Below are 17,787 nucleotides of genomic sequence, written 5' to 3' on the forward strand. Positions count from 1 at the left end.
TTCTTGCTGTCACTATCTTTGCACAGTATTAATTAATAATATATATGAAGAATAATTTTTATTTTTTGTTGATTTCGTGTGTAACTTTTTCAACGGTCCATGCCAAGGAGCTAGATCAAAACGTTGAACCTATACATAGCAAGGTCTCCAAGGAATGCGAACTATTGGATTGTAGAGCCCTTAGCACCCCCAAGTTGTTAATAAACGAGGGACCGTCATTAATAGAGGTGGACTATGAGGTAGACCTTGGTTTTGACCCCTACCTGTTTCTGTCCCCGGATTTCGACCCTTATTTTGGTATGGAATTGAACATTGATTCGTTAATACTTATGGAGGATGAGGATGAGGTAGACCTTGGTTTTGATACCTCACTTTATTTGCCAAAGAATTTTAATCCTTATTTGGGAATGTGAGTTTTGTTTGGTTTGGTTAGTTTGGGCCGGTCTTGTTTCTTCTTTAAAGACCGGCCCTTTCTTTTGTCCGGAATAAAATGTAAGGTTTGGTAAATATTCCCAACCAATCAATTTTGAATTTAAGATACTATGAAATGAGCCATAACAAGTCTTGATACCAACCGGGGTGATTATTGGCGAAAACGAAGTTTCATGAATACCGCTGAAAAGCAAATAGTAAATAATGAACTAAATCAAAGATTCATGAACACCTTTTGGAAATACAATAAACAGCGATGTGAATAATTGCATCTGACCTATGAAAATCAATAAAAATATACAGATGAAAGTATTTACAAAGACATCTTTGGCCAAAGCACTTGAAGTCGCTTTTACATATAATCAATATTCGCAGTTGGTGAAGAGCTTGGCAAGCGAGGGAAAATCTACGGGAGAGGATGCTACAGAGGCTTATATAAACTATACCAAGTTGAACGCAAAGCGCATGCAGCGATGGGATAAGACCTTAAAATTTTCCGAGGAATCTGTGAGCCTCTTGAAATCCTTCCCAAATAAGGTAAATTGGTTGGTGTTTACGGAAAGTTGGTGCGGGGACGCATCGCCCGCATTGCCCGTTATGAACAAGATTGCAAAAATCAATCCCAACATTTCCCTTAAAATCATTTTAAGGGACGAACATCCGCAGCTTATGCGGCAATTTTTGACCAATGGTGTATGGTCCATTCCAAAAGTCGTACAACTTGAACCTGAATCCAATAGGGTTCTTGGTACCTGGGGTCCCCGTTCGTCCAACGCGACCCAATTGGTAGAGGCCTTTAAAAAGGAGCATGGTACTTTGACCGCTGCCTTTAGGGAGCAGCTTCAGATATGGTACAATAAGGATAAGGGACAGAGTATACTGGAGGACCTTTTACTCCTACTTTCCTTGAAATAGATACGTGATCGTGCCTTTCTGACTTGGCTTATCGGAAACGCTAAATTGTGCCTTATAGGCATAGGCAATGGCATTGTCTACCAAGCAGCCGTTTGAAGTGCCGGAGCTTTTTTCGTTAAAACTGGCATCGGTTACTTGACCAAGGTTATTGACTTCTATATTCACCACTACTTTTCCGCCTTCAATACACGTATAAATAGGTGGGGGTAAACGGTATCCGTTTCTATCGATCAAGGAAAAGGAAATGGACGTACGCCTTTTCGCGAGGTAGTTGGTGTATTCCTCTTTTTTTGCCTCTTTTTCACCCAATAGTTGCTTTTTTTCCTCTCTTTTCTTTGCGAGTTCCTTAACACGCTCAACAAAATCGCCGTCAGACATAAGGTTTTCGGCCAGTTCCCCATTATTTTCCATGGCCCTTTCCTCCATGAGTTCCTCTAGAGTTTGCAAAGGCTCCGGATTGCCAACATTCGGTTTGGCCGTTTCATTGAAGGCCATATGACTTTTTATGGCTTCGGTCTTGGCAAGTTCTTCCAGCAATTCTTCCTCCTCCTTTGTAAGTTCCTCAGGTTCTTCCAATACCATCTCAACCACGTAGTCGTCATCATCTTCCTCTTGGCCGCCCAAATGGATATTGTACAATGTCAAGACAACGATACCCATAGAAAACAGGGTAATCAAAAAAGAGAGTTGTTGTCTGTTGAGATTCATGTGTATATAACCGATTTTTCCCAAAAATATTTCAGTAAATCGACGAACGGGAATTTACTAAAAATTCATCGATATAACGATTACTGCAAAATCCGTTCCGATAAATCCGATGGGTCCTGGGATATATCTACGTTAAAATCGCCTATTTTGGTTCTTCTCAACCCGGAGAGATGCCCGCCAGAGCCCAAGGCCTTGCCAAAATCATGCGCTATGGAACGTATATACGTTCCTTTGCTGCAGGAGATTCTAAAGTCGACCTCAGGCAATCGAACTTCCGTTATTTCAAAGGAATGGATGTGCACTTTTCTTTTGTTGATGGCGACATCTTTTCCTTCCCTTGCGTATTCATACAAGCGTTTACCACCTTTTTTTATGGCCGAAAAAACAGGCGGCGCCTGCTCGATTTCCCCAATGAACCCTGAAGTTGTTTTAATGATTTGCGCTTCCGTAATATGGTCTATGGCAAATTTTTCATCAATTTCCGTTTCCAAATCGTAGGAAGGTGTGGTACCGCCCAAGGTAATAGTGCCGGTATACTCCTTTGTCTGACCCTGGTACTCCGGAATTCTTTTGGTGAACTTTCCGGTACAGATAATAAGTAGTCCTGTGGCCAAGGGGTCTAGCGTACCGGCATGGCCAATCTTTATTTTTTTAAGTCCGAATTTCTTCCGGATCGCCCATTTTAACTTGTTCACCGCCTGAAATGAGGACCAGCCCAAAGGCTTGTCTATAAGTAATAGCTGACCGTTCAAATAATCTTCCTTGGTCAAGGTCTCCATTAAGGTTTTGTATTTAAGGTTTATGGGTTTGCAATTCCGAAGATGATAGCAATTAGGCCCACGATTAGACAATAGATGGCAAAATAAGAAAGCTTGCTTTTTCTCACCAGTTGAATCATCCAGGTACAAGCGGCCAGTCCTGCAACAAAGGCGGCCAAGAATCCGGCTCCCATGGCCATATTGTTTTCGCCGTTAAACGTAAGTTCGCCCCCCAACAGGTCCTTGGCGATTTTACCGAATATCAGGGGTACCACCATTAAAAAGGAAAACCTGGCAGATTTTGATTTGTCCACGCCCAAAAGTACCGATGTGGATATGGTGGCCCCGCTCCTTGATATCCCGGGCAGCATGGCAATGGCCTGGGAAATTCCTATGACAAAGGCACTCCCAAAGCCTACCTTTTTATCCGTGTCCTTCGCCTTATCGGCAAAATAGAGCAATACGGCCGTAATCAACAACATAATACCAACGAACATAACATTACCCCCAAAAAAAGCCTCCAACTGTTCTTCAAAAAACAGGCCCACCAAAACTGCGGGAATCATGGAAACGATGATTTTGGCACTGAATTGGCTTTCCTCGTTCCATGAAAATTGAAATAGTCCCCTAATGATTTCCCCAATGTCCCTTCTAAACACCACAATGGTGCTCAAAGCCGTGGCAAAGTGCAGCACCACTGTAAACAGCAAACTTTCCTCGGGAACGGAATTGTCGCCCAAAATTGCCTTGCCCAATTCTAAATGTCCGCTAGAGGAAACTGGAAGAAACTCGGTCAAACCTTGAACGATTCCGAGTATGATTGCATCTAAAATATCCAACTTAGTCTTTCTTTTTGTGAGGATTCAATAATATGGCGTAGACCTCTATTCCCAAGCCAATCAATACCAAGGTAGGTGCCAGGCGGATTCTTCTAAAATTATAGATCTCCGGGTTAAAAACGTTTGGGTCATCACTACCACCGCCACTCATCAGTATAAATCCCAAGGCGATACACGCAACGCCAATGAACATGAAAAGGTAATTCTTTTTCTGAAAAATAAATTCCCGTCTAGGGTTCTGGTTTACTTTGTCCTTCTTACTCATTTGGCAAATTTAGTAATATAATTCGTCTGTTCTGAGATTTAAGAAACGCTGGGTGGCAAAGTAGGTGCTGAGGAGGGAGATAACAATTCCCAAAAGAAACACACCAACCAGGAGAATAACCAGGATGATAGGGTCTTCCAAAAGTCCCAAGTCCTGAAAATTGGTGTTCACGTAATAAATTACCCCTGCAATGGCCAAAAGCGCAAGGAGCGCCCCCAACATACCCAATTTGATGTTCTGCCATAGGAAGGGCTTTCGAATAAAGCTTTTTGTGGCCCCTACCATTTGCATGGTTTTGATAATGAACCTTTTGGAATAGATGGATAACCGTATGGAGCTGTTGATCAATAATACCGCGATTACGGTAAAAATGGCACTAGCCACCAAAATCCAAAATCCTATTTTTTCTACACTCTTGGCGACCATACTTACCAATACCCGATCGTAGCTTACCTCGTCCACATAACTTTTCTCTTCCAGGGTGGCGGCTATTTCCGCGACCTTTTCGGCCGTGACAAAATCGGCATTCAATTTAACGTCTATGGAATTCTTAAGCGGATTGTAGCCCAAGTAATCCACAAAATCCTCCCCTATTTCCTTGCTGTGCTGGGCTGCGGCCTCTTCTTTGGATACATAGGTGGCCGACTTCGTATATTCAGACATTGCCAATGTTTTCTGCAATTGCTCCACCTCCATATCCTTGGCATCTTCCTTTAAAAAAATGGAAATGGTAATCTGCTCCTTGGATCGGTCCGCCATTTTTTTGGTATTTAGGACCAGCAATCCCAAAATGCCCAAAAGAAACAGTACCAAGGCGATACTCAATACGACCGAGAAATAGGACGAGATCAATTTCCTTCTTTGATATCTTTCAAATGCTTTGCTCATAGTAACGTATCGGCATGTAAAAATAGAAAAGTAATGTGAATTGAATCATAAAAAATAGGAACACTCACCGCTTTAGGGTGAAATGCCCGGTACGGACCAAGGTGTCCAATTTTATCCGGTACCAATAATCCGATTCCGGCATGGGAGCGCCCAAGAAGTTTCCATCCCAAGAGGCATTTGTACCACTGCCAAATTTTAATAATTTCCCATACCGATCATAGATGGAAAGCTCCACATTGTTAAAGGACTCGATGCCTTCCGGAATTAAAAGGTCATTGGAGGTATCGCCGTTCGGTGTAAAGAAATTGGGGACAACAATATGGAGATAATCGGTTGTGACGATGCCACAGTTGGTCTTGTCCCTAATGGATATGGTATACGGCCCTCCCGTAACGGCCTCAAAAACGGGGCTGTCCTGAAAACTACTTCCATCCAAAGAGTATTCGAAATCCCCTGAATTTTGGGTCGTAATGATGATGGAGCGTCCGTTGGAAGTAATCGAATCCAATCTTGGTGCATCAATTTGGTTCAATGTAATGGTCCGTGTACTGGAACATCCATTGCTATCAGTGACGGTCACGGAATACTCCCCGGGAGCGTTAACCGAAATATCGCGTGTAGTCTCTCCTGTACTCCAGGTATAACTAACATTGTCAATTTCAGCCGATAAAAAGGCCGTATCCCCCTCGCAAAAAGTTTCAGTGCTGTCAAAAACTTGGGGCAAAGGATTAAAGGTCAGGGTGACTGCCGTTCTGGTAGCGGATGGACAATCGACTTCACTCGAATTCGCCTCCGCATAGTAGGTGCCTGCTTCGGTGGGGGAAAACTCCCTGTTGTTTTCCAAAAGTAGGTTTCCCCCAGTAGGGGCATCATACCAATTTACACTATAAATATCAGCACTATCCACGATTAAAGTGGCGGTTTCATTCTCGCATACGGACACGTCGCCATTGTTTGTGGGTGGTGGCGGTATGGGCACGATATTGATTTCAAAAACATCGGATAGCACATTACAAAGGTCATTGGATACGTTGATCGGGTCCTCCGCTACTTTTACGCGGTAAAAACGGGTCGAATTTATCAGTGGGGTGGTAAATGTGTTTGAGGTCTCACCGGGTACATCGGTCCAAACTTGATTATCCGTACTTTCCTGCCATTGATAGGCATGGGTAGAAAAAATGGAATTATCAGGATTGGCCACCAATATTGCAGATACCGAACCTTGATTTTCACAGGTTACAATGAAATCCTCGGCTTGGTCCGTGGCCACGCTTACGCTATCGCCACAGGATTTAAAGACAATATCGTCAATGGCGAGATCGTTACCGCACCCACCATTGCTATTGTTCCGCATTTTGAGGATGACGGAGGTCTGCCCGGGCAGGGTCTGGAATACCAAGGCAAATTGTTGCCAGGCTGCCGTGGTCATGGCCTGAATATTTCCAGTATCCCCTTGGGCCAAAAGATTGGTGTCGGTTTCGTCCCAGATCTGATAGCGAACGTTGATGGGAATATTGTTTCCGTCGCAACCACCCGTACGCTGCAGATTTATGAGCCAAGAGGAAAATTCATAGGTGGTATTTTCACACAGACCTGTTACGGCACGCTGATAAAATTCTCCGGCCGTAAAACTGGCATTTACGATAAAAGCCTTTCCATTGGTGTCTCCGGGAGTGTGGTCCTGTACGTTCTGCCAATCAAAATAATTGGTAGTGCTGGAAATGGTATAGTCGCCATCGTTGGGCGTTCCCGTGGTAAAATTATAGGTAGTGGTCCCGGGCGGAAGTTCAGGTCCGTCCACCGTACCAGAACCAAAATCCTCCGTAAAAATGGGGTCTCCAGAGCTGCCCGTACAAAAACCTAACTGCGCCCTTCCTTTCACGGCCGCCAAAACCAGAAAGAGGACAAAACAAAGAAAGTATTTGGGACTTTTGGTATTCACGGTACTAAAGGTACGTTTTTGGAAAAGAAAGCAGCGCTTTTTTGGTTCAATGAAGTTAAAGGGGTAATTCGTCAATATCTTTTCAACTTTCGTCGAATAGGTCTATTTTTGTGGCCTAACAAAATAAAGGTCTGGAATGTGATAGTTATGTGGCTATAATCTGGCTGGACCTCTGTATTAGTATCGAAAGAATGAATTACAATTTCAACGAAATTGAGGCCAAATGGCAAAAATATTGGGAGGATAATCAAACCTTTAAAGCCGAAAATGTATCGGACAAGGAGAAGTTCTATGTGTTGGATATGTTTCCCTATCCCTCAGGAGCAGGACTACATGTGGGACATCCGTTAGGGTATATCGCCAGTGATATCTATGCCCGTTATAAAAGGCATAAGGGGTTCAACGTGTTGCATCCGCAGGGATATGACTCCTTTGGTCTGCCGGCAGAGCAATACGCTATTCAGACTGGGCAACATCCTGCCATTACTACAGAGGCGAACATCAAGACATACAGGAGGCAGTTGGACCAATTAGGCTTTTCGTTCGATTGGAGCCGGGAGGTGCGTACTTCGGACCCCAGCTATTATAAATGGACCCAGTGGATTTTCATTCAACTGTTCAATTCCTGGTACAATACCGATGCCGATAAGGCCGAGGATATAGAGACGCTGACCAAAATTTTTGAAACCGAAGGTAACAAAAGCGTACATGCCGTTTGTGACGACGACACCCCGATATTTTCCGCGGAGGATTGGAATTCCTTTTCCCCCAAGGATAAGCAGGCGATGTTGTTAAAATATAGGCTGACCTACCTTGCGGAAAGTGAGGTAAACTGGTGTCCCGCTTTGGGAACCGTATTGGCCAATGATGAAATTGTGAACGGGGTTTCCGAGCGTGGTGGCCATCCGGTCATCCGAAAAAAAATGACGCAATGGAGCATGCGCATCACCGCTTATGCCCAACGTTTGCTGGACGGGCTGGACAAAATCGATTGGCCGCAGCCTCTAAAGGATTCCCAGACCAATTGGATTGGAAGAAGTGAGGGAGCTTCCGTTAAGTTCAAAGTTCAAAGTTCAAAATCAAAAGTTGATAAAATAGACAACTCACTCAACACTCATAATTCTGCACTCTACATTGAGGTCTTCACCACTCGTCCCGATACCATTTTCGGTGTATCATTCATGACTTTGGCACCGGAGCATGAACTGGTGTCCAAAATCACTACCCCTGAACAAAAGGATGAGGTTGAGGCCTACATCGAGGCAACGTCGAAACGATCCGAACGTGATCGTATGGCGGATGTTAAGACCATCACAGGTGCCTTTACGGGTGCCTATGCGGAGCATCCTTTTACCAAAGAACCTGTACCCATTTGGATCGGGGATTATGTGTTGGCCGGTTATGGAACAGGTGCGGTGATGTCCGTTCCTTGTGGTGATCAGCGGGATTACGATTTTGCGAAACATTTTGATATTCCTATTCCCAATATATTCGAAGGGGTGGATATTTCAGAAGAAGCCTTTGCGGATAAGGATAATACGGTAATCGCCAATTCCGATTTCTTGAACGGGTTGCCGTACAAAAAAGCGGTAAAGCGCGCAATTTTTGAACTTGAAAAAATAGGACAGGGAAAAGGAAAGGTGAATTATCGTTTGCGAGATGCGGTTTTCAGTCGACAAAGATATTGGGGCGAACCCTTCCCGGTCTATTATGATGCGGATGGTATGCCCCAGATGCTGGATGAAAAATTCTTGCCCTTAGAATTGCCCGAGGTGGACAAATACCTGCCCACCGAAACCGGTGAACCACCCTTGGGAAATGCCAAAAAATGGCATTGGCTGCAGTATGGCAACGATGGAAAAGTAGTATCTAAAGAGGAATTTGATAACTCCTCCCCTTTGGGGAGGATGGGAGGGGCTTTAGAACTGAACACCATGCCAGGCTGGGCGGGGAGTTCGCAGTACTTTAACCGCTATATGGACCCGCATAACAGCGAAGAAATTTTCTCCCAAGAAGCCATCAACTATTGGCAGGATGTGGATCTATATATTGGCGGTAGCGAACATGCTACCGGGCATTTGCTCTATTCCCGATTTTGGCAAAAGTTTATGTTCGATAAAGGTTTAGTACCCAAGGACGAGTTTGCCAGAAAACTGATCAATCAAGGGATGATTACGGGGACGAGTGCGTATGTTGATATAATTGAACTTAAGTTTTATGACAAAGAAGGAGCTCAATGTGGGAGTTATGAATATCAAACTGTTATAAGTAAAGGGTTATCAGATTTTTATAAAGCTAACACAAAGAAAATTCAAGATTATTATATTAAAAACATCGAGTACAGGAAAGAGATTTTCAAAAATTTTGATGAAAAGGAGCGTGATAAATTCAATTTTTTAATCAAGGAAATTGAACGTATTTGTCAACAGCATAAAATGATAATGCCAGTTGGTGGTTTACCCTTTAATATAAGAAAAGCTTCTTTGGATATATCATTCATTAATGAAGCTAATAATAAGATTGAATATGACAAATTAGATATTGCTTTAAAATTTGTTAAAGCATATAACATAATTCCTGAGGTTGATGGAGGCATAATTGTTTCTCGAGAAATCGAAAAAATGTCCAAATCCAAATATAATGTCGTCAATCCAGATGCCATTTGTGCGGAATATGGGGCGGACAGTCTCCGGTTGTACGAAATGTTCCTGGGCCCCTTGGAGCAGTCCAAACCTTGGAATACCGCAGGGATTACAGGTGTACATTCCTTCTTGAAAAAGCTTTGGAGGCTATATCACTCTGGTCCTAACGGAGAATTCTACGTGTCGGACGCCCCTCCCTCGGAGGGGTCTGGGGAGGCTTTCAAGACCTTGCATAAGACCATCAAAAAAGTAGAGGAGGATATCGAGAACTTCAGTTTCAATACATCGGTATCCACGTTTATGATCTGTGTGAACGAATTGTCCGCGCAAAAATGCAATTCCAGGGCCATCTTGGAACCTTTGGCCATTTTGGTGTCGCCCTATGCGCCACATATCGCGGAGGAACTTTGGGAGCAATTGGGCCACATTGAGTCCATTTCCACAGCGCCGTTCCCAAAATTCGAGGAAAAGTATCTGGTGGAAAGTAGCAAGGAATACCCCATTTCCTTTAACGGGAAGACGCGGTTTACGTTGGAACTTCCTATGGGTATGACCAAGGAGGAAATTGAAGCTACCGTAATGGCCCATGAAAAAACCCAACAACAATTACAAGGGAGAACCCCAAAGAAGGTCATCGTAGTTCCGGGAAAAATTGTAAACATTGTTGGTTAAAAGGGTTTCCCGCTTCTCCTAGCACTAAAAGGCATATCGAATTTTAAAGGCACCCACCTTCTTTAGAGGTATACTAAAGAGGGAGGGTGTTTTCTTTATTATTATATTTATTTTTAACATACCCCTATATATTTTTAGGGGTGAATGGTTTAAAATGGCATTTAATTCGAAATAACCCCTCCTTTTATCGAATAATTGTTCTGTAAAAATTAAAATTATCGCACCTTTACCCCATAATTATAAAATAGACTAGTATGATTGTGGGTATTCCAAAAGAGATTAAGAACAACGAAAGCAGGGTTGGGATGACACCGGCCGGCGTTTTTGAATTGGTAAAGAACAACCATACCGTGTATGTACAGTCCGGTGCAGGGAAAGGAAGCGGTTTTTTCAATAAGGATTATCAACAGGCCGGGGCCGTCATTTTGGATACCATCGGACAGGTATATGCCATGAGTGAAATGATCGTCAAGGTCAAGGAGCCCATAGAAGAAGAGTACGAACTGATTCAAGAGGGACAGATTTTGTTCACCTATTTCCATTTTGCATCGAGCGAAGCATTGACCAAGGCCATGATCCGTCAGAAAGCCATCTGCATCGCCTATGAAACCGTGGAGGACGAAGATGGGACATTGCCGTTGTTGACCCCAATGTCTGAAGTGGCGGGTAGAATGGCCATTCAGCAAGGGGCAAAATATTTGGAGAAACCTGTTAAAGGTCGCGGTGTACTATTGGGGGGCGTTCCCGGGGTTGCTCCGGGTAGGGTATTGGTGCTAGGCGCGGGTGTCGTTGGGATACAAGCTGCTAAAATGGCAGCCGGTCTGGGCGCACACGTCACCATTTTGGATATCAATATGAAGCGTTTGCGTTACGTGAACGATGTGATGCCACCGCATGTGGTCACCGAATTTTCAAACGAGTTTAATATCAGAAAGCATATAAAAACCCACGACTTAATTATTGGTGGGGTGCTATTAAAAGGAGCAAAAGCTCCGAACCTTATCACTAGGGACATGTTGAAAGACATGCGACCCGGAACCGTAATAGTGGACGTGGCCGTAGACCAAGGCGGATGTGTAGAAACTACAAGACCTACCACTCATGAAGACCCGGTATACATCATAGATGATGTGGTGCACTATTCCGTCGCGAATATGCCCGGTGCAGTTCCATATACCTCTACCATGGCATTGACCAATGTTACTTTGCCATATGCGCTCAAACTCGCAAACTTGGGTTGGGAAGCCGCATGTAAAAAAGATGCTTCCTTGGCAAAGGGATTGAACATTGTGGCCGGTAAGGTGGTGTATGAAGAAATCATAGAGGCCTTTGGTTGGAAGGAGGCCTTTGCCTAATCGTACAAATTGTCAGTTTTTGAAGACCCCAACAGCCCGTACCGACTAATTTACGGGTTTGGCGGGGTTTTTGCTTTTCAGTATTCGATTCCCGTAAAAAAGGGAATCTTATGTATATTTATTGAAACTAAAAATTGAAACGTTATGATGGGATATTATATATTGATCGGTGCTATTGCCTTGGTAAGTTGGCTTGTAAGTAGCCGATTAAAAAGTAAGTTCAAACATTACTCTAAAGTCCATTTACAAAATGGCATGAGCGGTGCCGAGATAGCCGAAAAAATGTTGGCGGATCATGGTATTCGCGATGTTAAGGTGGTTTCCACACCTGGGATGTTATCGGACCATTACAATCCAAAAAATAAAACGGTGAACTTGAGTGAAGGTGTGTATAATCAGCGAAATGCCGCAGCAGCCGCGGTTGCAGCGCATGAGGTAGGCCACGCTGTACAACATGCACAGGCCTACGAGTGGTTGACCATGCGCTCGAAACTGGTGCCAGTAGTCAGTGTAACATCAGGAATGTCCACGTGGGTCGTTTTTGGCGGATTGGCCCTAGGTGCCGCTGCAGGAGTAGGATTTGGATATTGGGTTGCCGTGGCCGGATTGATCATGATGGGAATGGCGACTTTGTTCAGTTTTATCACCCTACCGGTAGAATATGATGCCAGTAACCGCGCTTTGGCATGGCTCAAGAATAGGAATATGGTGACTCAGTTAGAATATGCAGGTTCTGAAGATGCCCTAAAATGGGCCGCTAGGACCTATTTGGTAGCGGCCATTGGTTCCTTGGCCACCTTGGTATACTGGGGACTTCAGGTTTTTGGAGGAAGGGATTAACTTCTCTCGATACAATTTTCAAAGCCTTTCCAAGATTGGGAAGGCTTTTTATTTGTTCAAATTTTAGGCAGGCATTGGATTATGAACCATTTCCTTTTATGAAATTGTTTCGGTTGTGATAGTCAATCCCTTGATGAGGGTTTTATATGGTAATCTGTCGGTCTATTTGCTGTGCCAACGATATGAAGGTTTCCGTTCTGGAAACCCCTTCTATTTGTTGGATTTCCTTGTTGAGGACATGCATCAAATGTTCGTTGTCCTTGCAAAGAATTTTGATAAGGATGGACCAGTTGCCCGTAGTATAATGGCATTCCAAAACTTCGGGGATTTTTTCCAATTGTTTCACCGCAGCGGGATTGCTCATGGCCTTGTCCAAATAAATACCGATATAGGCCATCGTAGTATAGCCCATGGCCCTTGGGTTTATAATAAACTTGGAGCCTTTCAATAATCCCGATGCTTCCAGTTTGCGCAGTCGTTGATGAATGGCGGCACCGGAAATACCAATGCTTCGGGCGATTTCCAATACCGGTTTCCGGGCATCCTCCATTAAAAAGCGCAATATTTTCTTGTCTATTCCGTCAATCTTAGTGTTTTTGTTATCGGGCTTCATGATTACAATTTCAAATTGAAATCAAAAATACGTAAACACCATGAATATGTGAGTTTAACTCGCTACGGAATCGGGATTATAGCCCAAATAGGGAACTTCGTATTCCTTGAAATTGATACCCAAGGTCTCCAATTCCTTGAGGATGGGTTGATAGACTTCCTTGGAAATGGGCATTTGAACTCCGGGCGTGGTGATTTTTCCGTTCAGGATTTTTAAGGCGGCGATGGCTACGGGCAAGCCTACCGTTTTGGCCATGGCGGTATGCACCCGATCTTCACCAATCACGACCAATTTGGAATCGATTTGTTTTTTTTCGCCGTTCAATTTGTATCCAAACTTATGGTACATAACGATCATATCCTTTTCGGTTTCGCCCAAGGTCCATTTGTCTTCCAAAATTTTCTGTAAAGCCTGTGCCGGAGTAGCATCAGGGATACCAATAGTCCTCGTTTTATCGAAAAGGTTCAGTTCCACAAGCTTTTCCCAAGTACTATCGTCCTGATCTATTTTTAAATAATGCCTCAGTTTCAGTTCCACAGAATCCGTAGGTGAGTAGGGAAGAAAGAGATTGATAAATTCCCGATAGGTCATATTTTCCGAATCCTCGATAGTATAGGTATCGTCCGTGGCCCCCAGTTGCACAAAAATGTTCCAAGCCTTTGAAAAGCCAACGCGGCGCATCGTACCCCTATAAATGGTGAGCGCGTTCTGTAGACCGTAAGCTTCCCTATAATTTAGGGAGTCCCTGTTGGCATAGCCCTCAAACTTGCCATATCCCTCTACTTCAAAAAATTCTGTACGTCTAAATAATTTATGGTAGGGAATGTACTTGTATGTGCCCTCCTGTATGAACTTCGCCGTACCTCCTTGGCCGGCCAGCACCACGTTTCTGGGGTTCCACGTAAACTTGTAGTTCCATAGGTTGTTATCGAATTCGGGCGCGACAAGTCCACCGCAGAACGATTCAAACAATAGGATTTTTCCGCCTTTATCCCGTATACGGTCAATGACCTGCATAGCGCTCATGTGGTCAATGCCCGGATCAAGGCCTATTTCGTTCATAAAGACCAAACCGCTTTCGGTGACTTTTTCGTTCAGTTTTTTAAGTTCTGGGCTGATGTAGGATGCGGTTACCAGATGCTTTTTGTACGTTAGACAGTCCTCCGCAATTTTGATGTGAAAGCGCGCCGGTAACATGGAAATGACCAAATCCGACTCCTGTATGGCCAATGTTCTTTCATCTTCCTTGAAGATATCCAAGGTGCGAACCGAGCAATTGGGGTGCGATTTAATATGCTCTGGGATGGAAGCCGTATCCAGGTCGCCAATGGTCACTTTTAGATTTTCTGAATCCGATTTTTCCAATAAATAATCCAACAAAAAGGAAGTGGATTTGCCTGCCCCTATGATCAAAATTTTTCGCACCATGCTTATTGCGTACTTTTAAGTTTGAATGTTGCTACTAAGGTATCAATTTGTTACATATTTAAGAATATGTATCAATAAAGTTATATTATCAACTTTGAATGACTGTCCAACAATTAAATAAACTATAACGTAAATCATGTATTTCCAGTAGATTTGGTGTTATGAAGAAAACAATATTGATTACTGCATGTATTTTTGGTTTTTTAGCGGTCGGCCTGGGCGCCTTTGGAGCCCACGGATTGGAGAAATTGGTTCCCCCGGATGCCGTAACTACTTTTGAAACGGGTGTCCGCTACCAAATGTACCATGCCTTTTTTCTGTTCATTTTAGGATTGTTGCCAGGTTTGTCCCCAAAGGCTCAAAGAATAACATATTGGCTGACCCTTATTGGAGTTGTGTTCTTTTCCTTCTCCATCTATTTGTTGGCCATAAACAGTATTACGGCCTTCGATTTTACGACCATTGGATTTATTACGCCTATTGGCGGAACACTTTTGTTGGCAGCTTGGGGATTTTTGGGATTTCAAATCTATACATCGACCCTAAAATGACATATAGATTATGAACAATACAAAGCTTTTGGGACTCATATTAGGTCCCGTTTCGTTTATATTGATCCTTAGTTTTTTTCATCCTGAGGGATTGTCCAAGGAAGCGAACGCCGTTATGGCATCCACGGCCTGGATTGCCATTTGGTGGATTACGGAAGCCATTCCCATTGCCATTACCGCACTTCTGCCCATCGTGCTTTTCCCACTTTCTGGCGGCTTGGACCTTACCGCTACCTCAGGATCTTTTGGGCATAAATACGTGTTTCTCTATATGGGCGGTTTCGTTATCGCCATTGCTATCGAAAAATGGAACCTGCACAAACGCATCGCCCTGAACATTATTCATTTGATAGGTGCGGATATCCGTAAAATTATTTTGGGATTTATGGTGGCGACGGCCTTTTTATCCATGTGGATTTCCAATACGGCAACGTCTGTCATGATGCTGCCCATTGGGCTCGCCATTATCAAACAATTAAAGGATAATCCGGCTACGGTGGAGGACGAGAACCTGTTGTTTGGAAAATCCCTGATGCTCGCAATTGCCTACAGTGCTTCCATTGGTGGTATGGCAACCTTGATAGGTACCCCGCCCAATCTGGTGTTGGCAGGGGTGGTACTGGACACCTACGGTTATGAAATTACCTTCATGCAGTGGTTCATGTTCGGACTGCCAATTTCCGTAGTGCTGATTTTCATCTGTTGGAAATATTTGACGCGCTTTGCTTTTTCTTTCAAACAAGTCGAATTTCCCGGAGGAAGGGCAGAAATAAAAAGACTTAAGAATGGCCTGGGGAAAATCACGTATGAGGAAAAATTGATAGCCCTCGTCTTTGGGGCCACGGCCTTTTGTTGGATTACACGCTCCTTTCTGCTGCAGAAACTGTTACCGGGTCTGGACGATACCATCATCGCCATCTTTTTTGCCATTTTACTTTTCCTGATTCCGGCCAAAAAAAAGGGGGAACAGCTGCTAAATTGGGACGAGGCCGTTACGATGCCTTGGGGAATCATTCTGCTTTTTGGAGGTGGAATGGCACTGGCCAAGGGTTTTGACGAAAGTGGTTTGGCCGTTTGGATCGGTGGGCAGATGACCTCCTTGTCCGGCTTACCAATTTTCATTTTGGTGCTGGTATTGATCGCTGCGGTAAATTTTCTGACCGAGATTACCTCCAATCTGGCCACAACGGCCATGCTGTTGCCTGTTTTGGCGCCCATGGCCCTTTCCATAGATGTACATCCGTTCGTGTTAATGGTGGGTGCCGCCGTGGCAGCCTCCTGTGCCTTTATGTTGCCCATTGCCACCCCGCCCAATGCGGTGGTTTTTGGTTCCGGTTACCTACGGATTCCAGATATGGTCCGAAAAGGCTTTTTTATGAACATCATGTCCATCATAGTGCTGAGCCTTTTCGTTTATTTTTTATTGCCCCAACTGTGGGACATTGTCATTAATGGATTTCCGGAAAGTCTAAAAAAATGAAACCCTCATCGAGGGATTTATCATGGCAAGTTTAATACCTCTATGAATATAAATATTTAATTATCAAATAGTTAACATGTATTTAAACGTATGCGATTCCTGATCATCCCCGATAAATTTAAAGGTTCCATGACGAGCGAAGAGGTATACCGATCGTTCAGAACGGGAGTGGAGCAAGTCCTAAGCGATGCGTCCTTTCACTTTGTAAAGGCATCGGATGGGGGCGATGGTTTCTTGGACGCCATTTCAATGTACAAGGACTGCAAAAGGGTAGCAATGAAAACTTTGGATCCCTTGGGTAGGGAAATTTCCTCGTACTATCTGTTGGATGCGAAATCAAAATCGGCCTACATAGAACTGGCCAATAGCTCTGGTATGGAACTTCTGGAACCTTCGGAGCGAAACGCCTCCTTGACCTCGACCTTTGGCAGCGGCCAACAAATTGCGGACACCATAAAAAAAGGTGCCAAAAAAATATATGTCGGTTTGGGGGGCAGTGCAACCAACGATGGGGGAATTGGCATTGCAAATGCCTTAGGATTTGAATTTTTGGATTCTAATGGCAATCCGCTGGAACCCATTGGAAAGAATTTAAGTGAGGTTCAAAAGATTACCCAATCCTATAATTATATGGAAATAAAAGGGATACAATTCTTTGCCATCAACGATGTCAAAAACCCGCTATTCGGAAAAGATGGGGCCGCATTTGTATACGCCGCCCAAAAAGGTGCCAATGCTGCCATGATATCGGAGTTGGACAAAGGATTGCGAAATTTATCGGAAGTATATGAAAGACAATTTGGTTCCGATTTTTCCGAAGTACCAGGTTCAGGAGCTGCCGGGGGAACCGGATTTGGTCTCAAGGCCTTTTTTAAGGCCGATTTTCTCAGTGGAATCACTTTTATTTTGGAACTATCCGGTATAAAAGAAGTGTTGGATACCCAAAAATTCGATTATATCGTGACCGGTGAAGGCAAAATCGACGATCAGACCCTTCATGGAAAATTGATTCAAGGGGTTATGGAACTTGCCAACAGTTACAATATTCCAGTGCTGGCCGTTTGTGGCAAATTGGACGTTCCCCTAGAAAGGCTTACTTCAAGTGGCGTTCAAGATGTTATTGAAATTGGGGACCCCAACAAATCGTTGGGATACAATATGCAAAATGCCAAGGACCTGCTTCAAAGAAGGGTATATGAGTATTTTAAATCCTTAATCTAGGTTCATACATTTTGGAAAGCCGCTCGTTTTTAATTATGTAATCGGCAGTAAATCCATATTATTTTATCGATTTAATATTTTAGTACCTAGTAATTTGCAATTTGTTTACTAAATAGTGTTTAAACCGATGTTTATTTGTTGAAAATTCAATCATTCATCGTAGATTTCATATTTCTTGCCGATAAATACATGAATACCTCTTGATTTCCAAGGGCTTCAAGGTTAAATTTAATAGCTT

Annotated in this window: 16 protein-coding genes; 8 read left to right on the forward strand and 8 right to left on the reverse strand. The window is 43.6% G+C overall.

Annotated features, from left to right (window positions below):
* Positions 1-44: 44 nt before the first annotated feature.
* Both FEK29_RS03190 and FEK29_RS03195 read left to right on the forward strand, forming a co-directional pair.
* Positions 45-413 (forward strand): hypothetical protein, encoded by a 369-nt coding sequence (locus FEK29_RS03190; RefSeq protein ID WP_138256937.1) that lies wholly within the window; start codon positions 45-47, stop codon positions 411-413.
* 322 nt (positions 414-735) lie between these two features.
* Positions 736-1,347 carry a thioredoxin family protein gene (locus tag FEK29_RS03195; protein WP_138256938.1) on the forward strand — a complete coding sequence of 204 codons (612 nt, stop codon included), beginning with the start codon at positions 736-738 and terminating at the stop codon, positions 1,345-1,347.
* Here FEK29_RS03195 and FEK29_RS03200 read toward each other — a convergent pair.
* From FEK29_RS03200 to FEK29_RS03225, 6 genes are all read right to left on the reverse strand, one after another.
* Entirely contained in the window at positions 1,330-2,055 is a 726-nt protein-coding gene (locus FEK29_RS03200; RefSeq protein ID WP_138256939.1) for an energy transducer TonB family protein, read from the reverse strand. The two genes, FEK29_RS03195 and FEK29_RS03200, sit on opposite strands and share 18 nt — an antisense overlap.
* Before the next feature lie 80 nt (positions 2,056-2,135).
* On the reverse strand, positions 2,136-2,834 hold the full coding sequence (gene truB / locus FEK29_RS03205; RefSeq protein WP_138256940.1) for a tRNA pseudouridine(55) synthase TruB: 699 nt from the start codon (positions 2,832-2,834) through the stop codon (positions 2,136-2,138).
* A 20-nt stretch (positions 2,835-2,854) separates the two neighbouring features.
* Entirely contained in the window at positions 2,855-3,652 is a 798-nt protein-coding gene (locus tag FEK29_RS03210; protein ID WP_138256941.1) for an undecaprenyl-diphosphate phosphatase, read from the reverse strand.
* Between the two features lies 1 nt (position 3,653).
* The gene (locus FEK29_RS03215; protein ID WP_138256942.1) at positions 3,654-3,917 is read right to left on the reverse strand and encodes a DUF3098 domain-containing protein; all 264 of its coding nucleotides are present in this window, start codon (positions 3,915-3,917) and stop codon (positions 3,654-3,656) included.
* A gap of 9 nt (positions 3,918-3,926) precedes the next feature.
* On the reverse strand, positions 3,927-4,805 hold the full coding sequence (locus FEK29_RS03220) for a cell division protein FtsX (protein WP_138256943.1): 879 nt from the start codon (positions 4,803-4,805) through the stop codon (positions 3,927-3,929).
* Positions 4,806-4,869: 64 nt separating this feature from the next.
* Complete coding sequence (locus FEK29_RS03225) at positions 4,870-6,747, reverse strand: T9SS type B sorting domain-containing protein (RefSeq protein WP_138256944.1); 1,878 nt, start codon at positions 6,745-6,747, stop codon at positions 4,870-4,872.
* 191 nt (positions 6,748-6,938) lie between these two features.
* On the opposite strand from FEK29_RS03225, the gene FEK29_RS03230 reads away from it, so the two are divergent.
* The 3 genes from FEK29_RS03230 (at position 6,939) to FEK29_RS03240 (ending at position 12,256) form a co-directional block, all read left to right on the forward strand.
* Positions 6,939-10,061, forward strand: coding sequence for a leucine--tRNA ligase (locus tag FEK29_RS03230; RefSeq protein WP_138256945.1), 3,123 nt, complete (start codon positions 6,939-6,941; stop codon positions 10,059-10,061).
* 254 nt (positions 10,062-10,315) lie between these two features.
* Positions 10,316-11,416, forward strand: a complete 1,101-nt coding sequence (gene ald / locus FEK29_RS03235; protein WP_138256946.1) for an alanine dehydrogenase — start codon at positions 10,316-10,318, stop codon at positions 11,414-11,416.
* A 144-nt stretch (positions 11,417-11,560) separates the two neighbouring features.
* Entirely contained in the window at positions 11,561-12,256 is a 696-nt protein-coding gene (locus FEK29_RS03240; protein WP_138256947.1) for a zinc metallopeptidase, read from the forward strand.
* Positions 12,257-12,398: 142 nt separating this feature from the next.
* Here the strand turns inward: FEK29_RS03240 and FEK29_RS03245 are convergent, their stop codons facing one another.
* Positions 12,399-12,869, reverse strand: a complete 471-nt coding sequence (locus FEK29_RS03245; RefSeq protein WP_138256948.1) for an Lrp/AsnC ligand binding domain-containing protein — start codon at positions 12,867-12,869, stop codon at positions 12,399-12,401.
* A 54-nt stretch (positions 12,870-12,923) separates the two neighbouring features.
* Positions 12,924-14,297, reverse strand: a complete 1,374-nt coding sequence (locus FEK29_RS03250) for a saccharopine dehydrogenase family protein (protein WP_138256949.1) — start codon at positions 14,295-14,297, stop codon at positions 12,924-12,926.
* A gap of 161 nt (positions 14,298-14,458) precedes the next feature.
* Between FEK29_RS03250 and FEK29_RS03255 the strand changes: the two genes are divergently transcribed.
* The 3 genes from FEK29_RS03255 to FEK29_RS03265 all read left to right on the forward strand — a co-directional run bounded on the left by FEK29_RS03255 (position 14,459) and on the right by FEK29_RS03265 (position 17,549).
* The gene (locus FEK29_RS03255; RefSeq protein WP_138256950.1) at positions 14,459-14,848 is read left to right on the forward strand and encodes a DUF423 domain-containing protein; all 390 of its coding nucleotides are present in this window, start codon (positions 14,459-14,461) and stop codon (positions 14,846-14,848) included.
* A gap of 10 nt (positions 14,849-14,858) precedes the next feature.
* Entirely contained in the window at positions 14,859-16,328 is a 1,470-nt protein-coding gene (locus FEK29_RS03260; protein ID WP_138256951.1) for an SLC13 family permease, read from the forward strand.
* 90 nt (positions 16,329-16,418) lie between these two features.
* A complete protein-coding gene (locus FEK29_RS03265) occupies positions 16,419-17,549 on the forward strand; it encodes a glycerate kinase (protein ID WP_138256952.1) in 1,131 nt (376 codons plus the stop codon).
* The last annotated feature ends 238 nt before the right edge of the window (positions 17,550-17,787 follow it).

This window comes from Maribacter aurantiacus (assembly GCF_005780245.1).
Lineage (GTDB): Bacteria > Bacteroidota > Bacteroidia > Flavobacteriales > Flavobacteriaceae > Maribacter > Maribacter flavus.

Excerpts from the sequence above, each read along its gene's own strand:
- FEK29_RS03190 (WP_138256937.1), top strand. The coding sequence starts at position 45 with ATGAAGAATAATTTTTATTTTTTGTTGATTTCGTGTGTAACTTTTTCA.
- FEK29_RS03195 (WP_138256938.1), top strand. The coding sequence starts at position 736 with ATGAAAGTATTTACAAAGACATCTTTGGCCAAAGCACTTGAAGTCGCT.
- FEK29_RS03200 (WP_138256939.1), bottom strand. The coding sequence starts at position 2,055 with ATGAATCTCAACAGACAACAACTCTCTTTTTTGATTACCCTGTTTTCT.
- truB (WP_138256940.1), bottom strand. The coding sequence starts at position 2,834 with ATGGAGACCTTGACCAAGGAAGATTATTTGAACGGTCAGCTATTACTT.
- FEK29_RS03215 (WP_138256942.1), bottom strand. The coding sequence starts at position 3,917 with ATGAGTAAGAAGGACAAAGTAAACCAGAACCCTAGACGGGAATTTATT.
- FEK29_RS03220 (WP_138256943.1), bottom strand. The coding sequence starts at position 4,805 with ATGAGCAAAGCATTTGAAAGATATCAAAGAAGGAAATTGATCTCGTCC.
- FEK29_RS03230 (WP_138256945.1), top strand. The coding sequence starts at position 6,939 with ATGAATTACAATTTCAACGAAATTGAGGCCAAATGGCAAAAATATTGG.
- ald (WP_138256946.1), top strand. The coding sequence starts at position 10,316 with ATGATTGTGGGTATTCCAAAAGAGATTAAGAACAACGAAAGCAGGGTT.
- FEK29_RS03240 (WP_138256947.1), top strand. The coding sequence starts at position 11,561 with ATGATGGGATATTATATATTGATCGGTGCTATTGCCTTGGTAAGTTGG.
- FEK29_RS03245 (WP_138256948.1), bottom strand. The coding sequence starts at position 12,869 with ATGAAGCCCGATAACAAAAACACTAAGATTGACGGAATAGACAAGAAA.
- FEK29_RS03250 (WP_138256949.1), bottom strand. The coding sequence starts at position 14,297 with ATGGTGCGAAAAATTTTGATCATAGGGGCAGGCAAATCCACTTCCTTT.
- FEK29_RS03255 (WP_138256950.1), top strand. The coding sequence starts at position 14,459 with ATGAAGAAAACAATATTGATTACTGCATGTATTTTTGGTTTTTTAGCG.
- FEK29_RS03260 (WP_138256951.1), top strand. The coding sequence starts at position 14,859 with ATGAACAATACAAAGCTTTTGGGACTCATATTAGGTCCCGTTTCGTTT.
- FEK29_RS03265 (WP_138256952.1), top strand. The coding sequence starts at position 16,419 with ATGCGATTCCTGATCATCCCCGATAAATTTAAAGGTTCCATGACGAGC.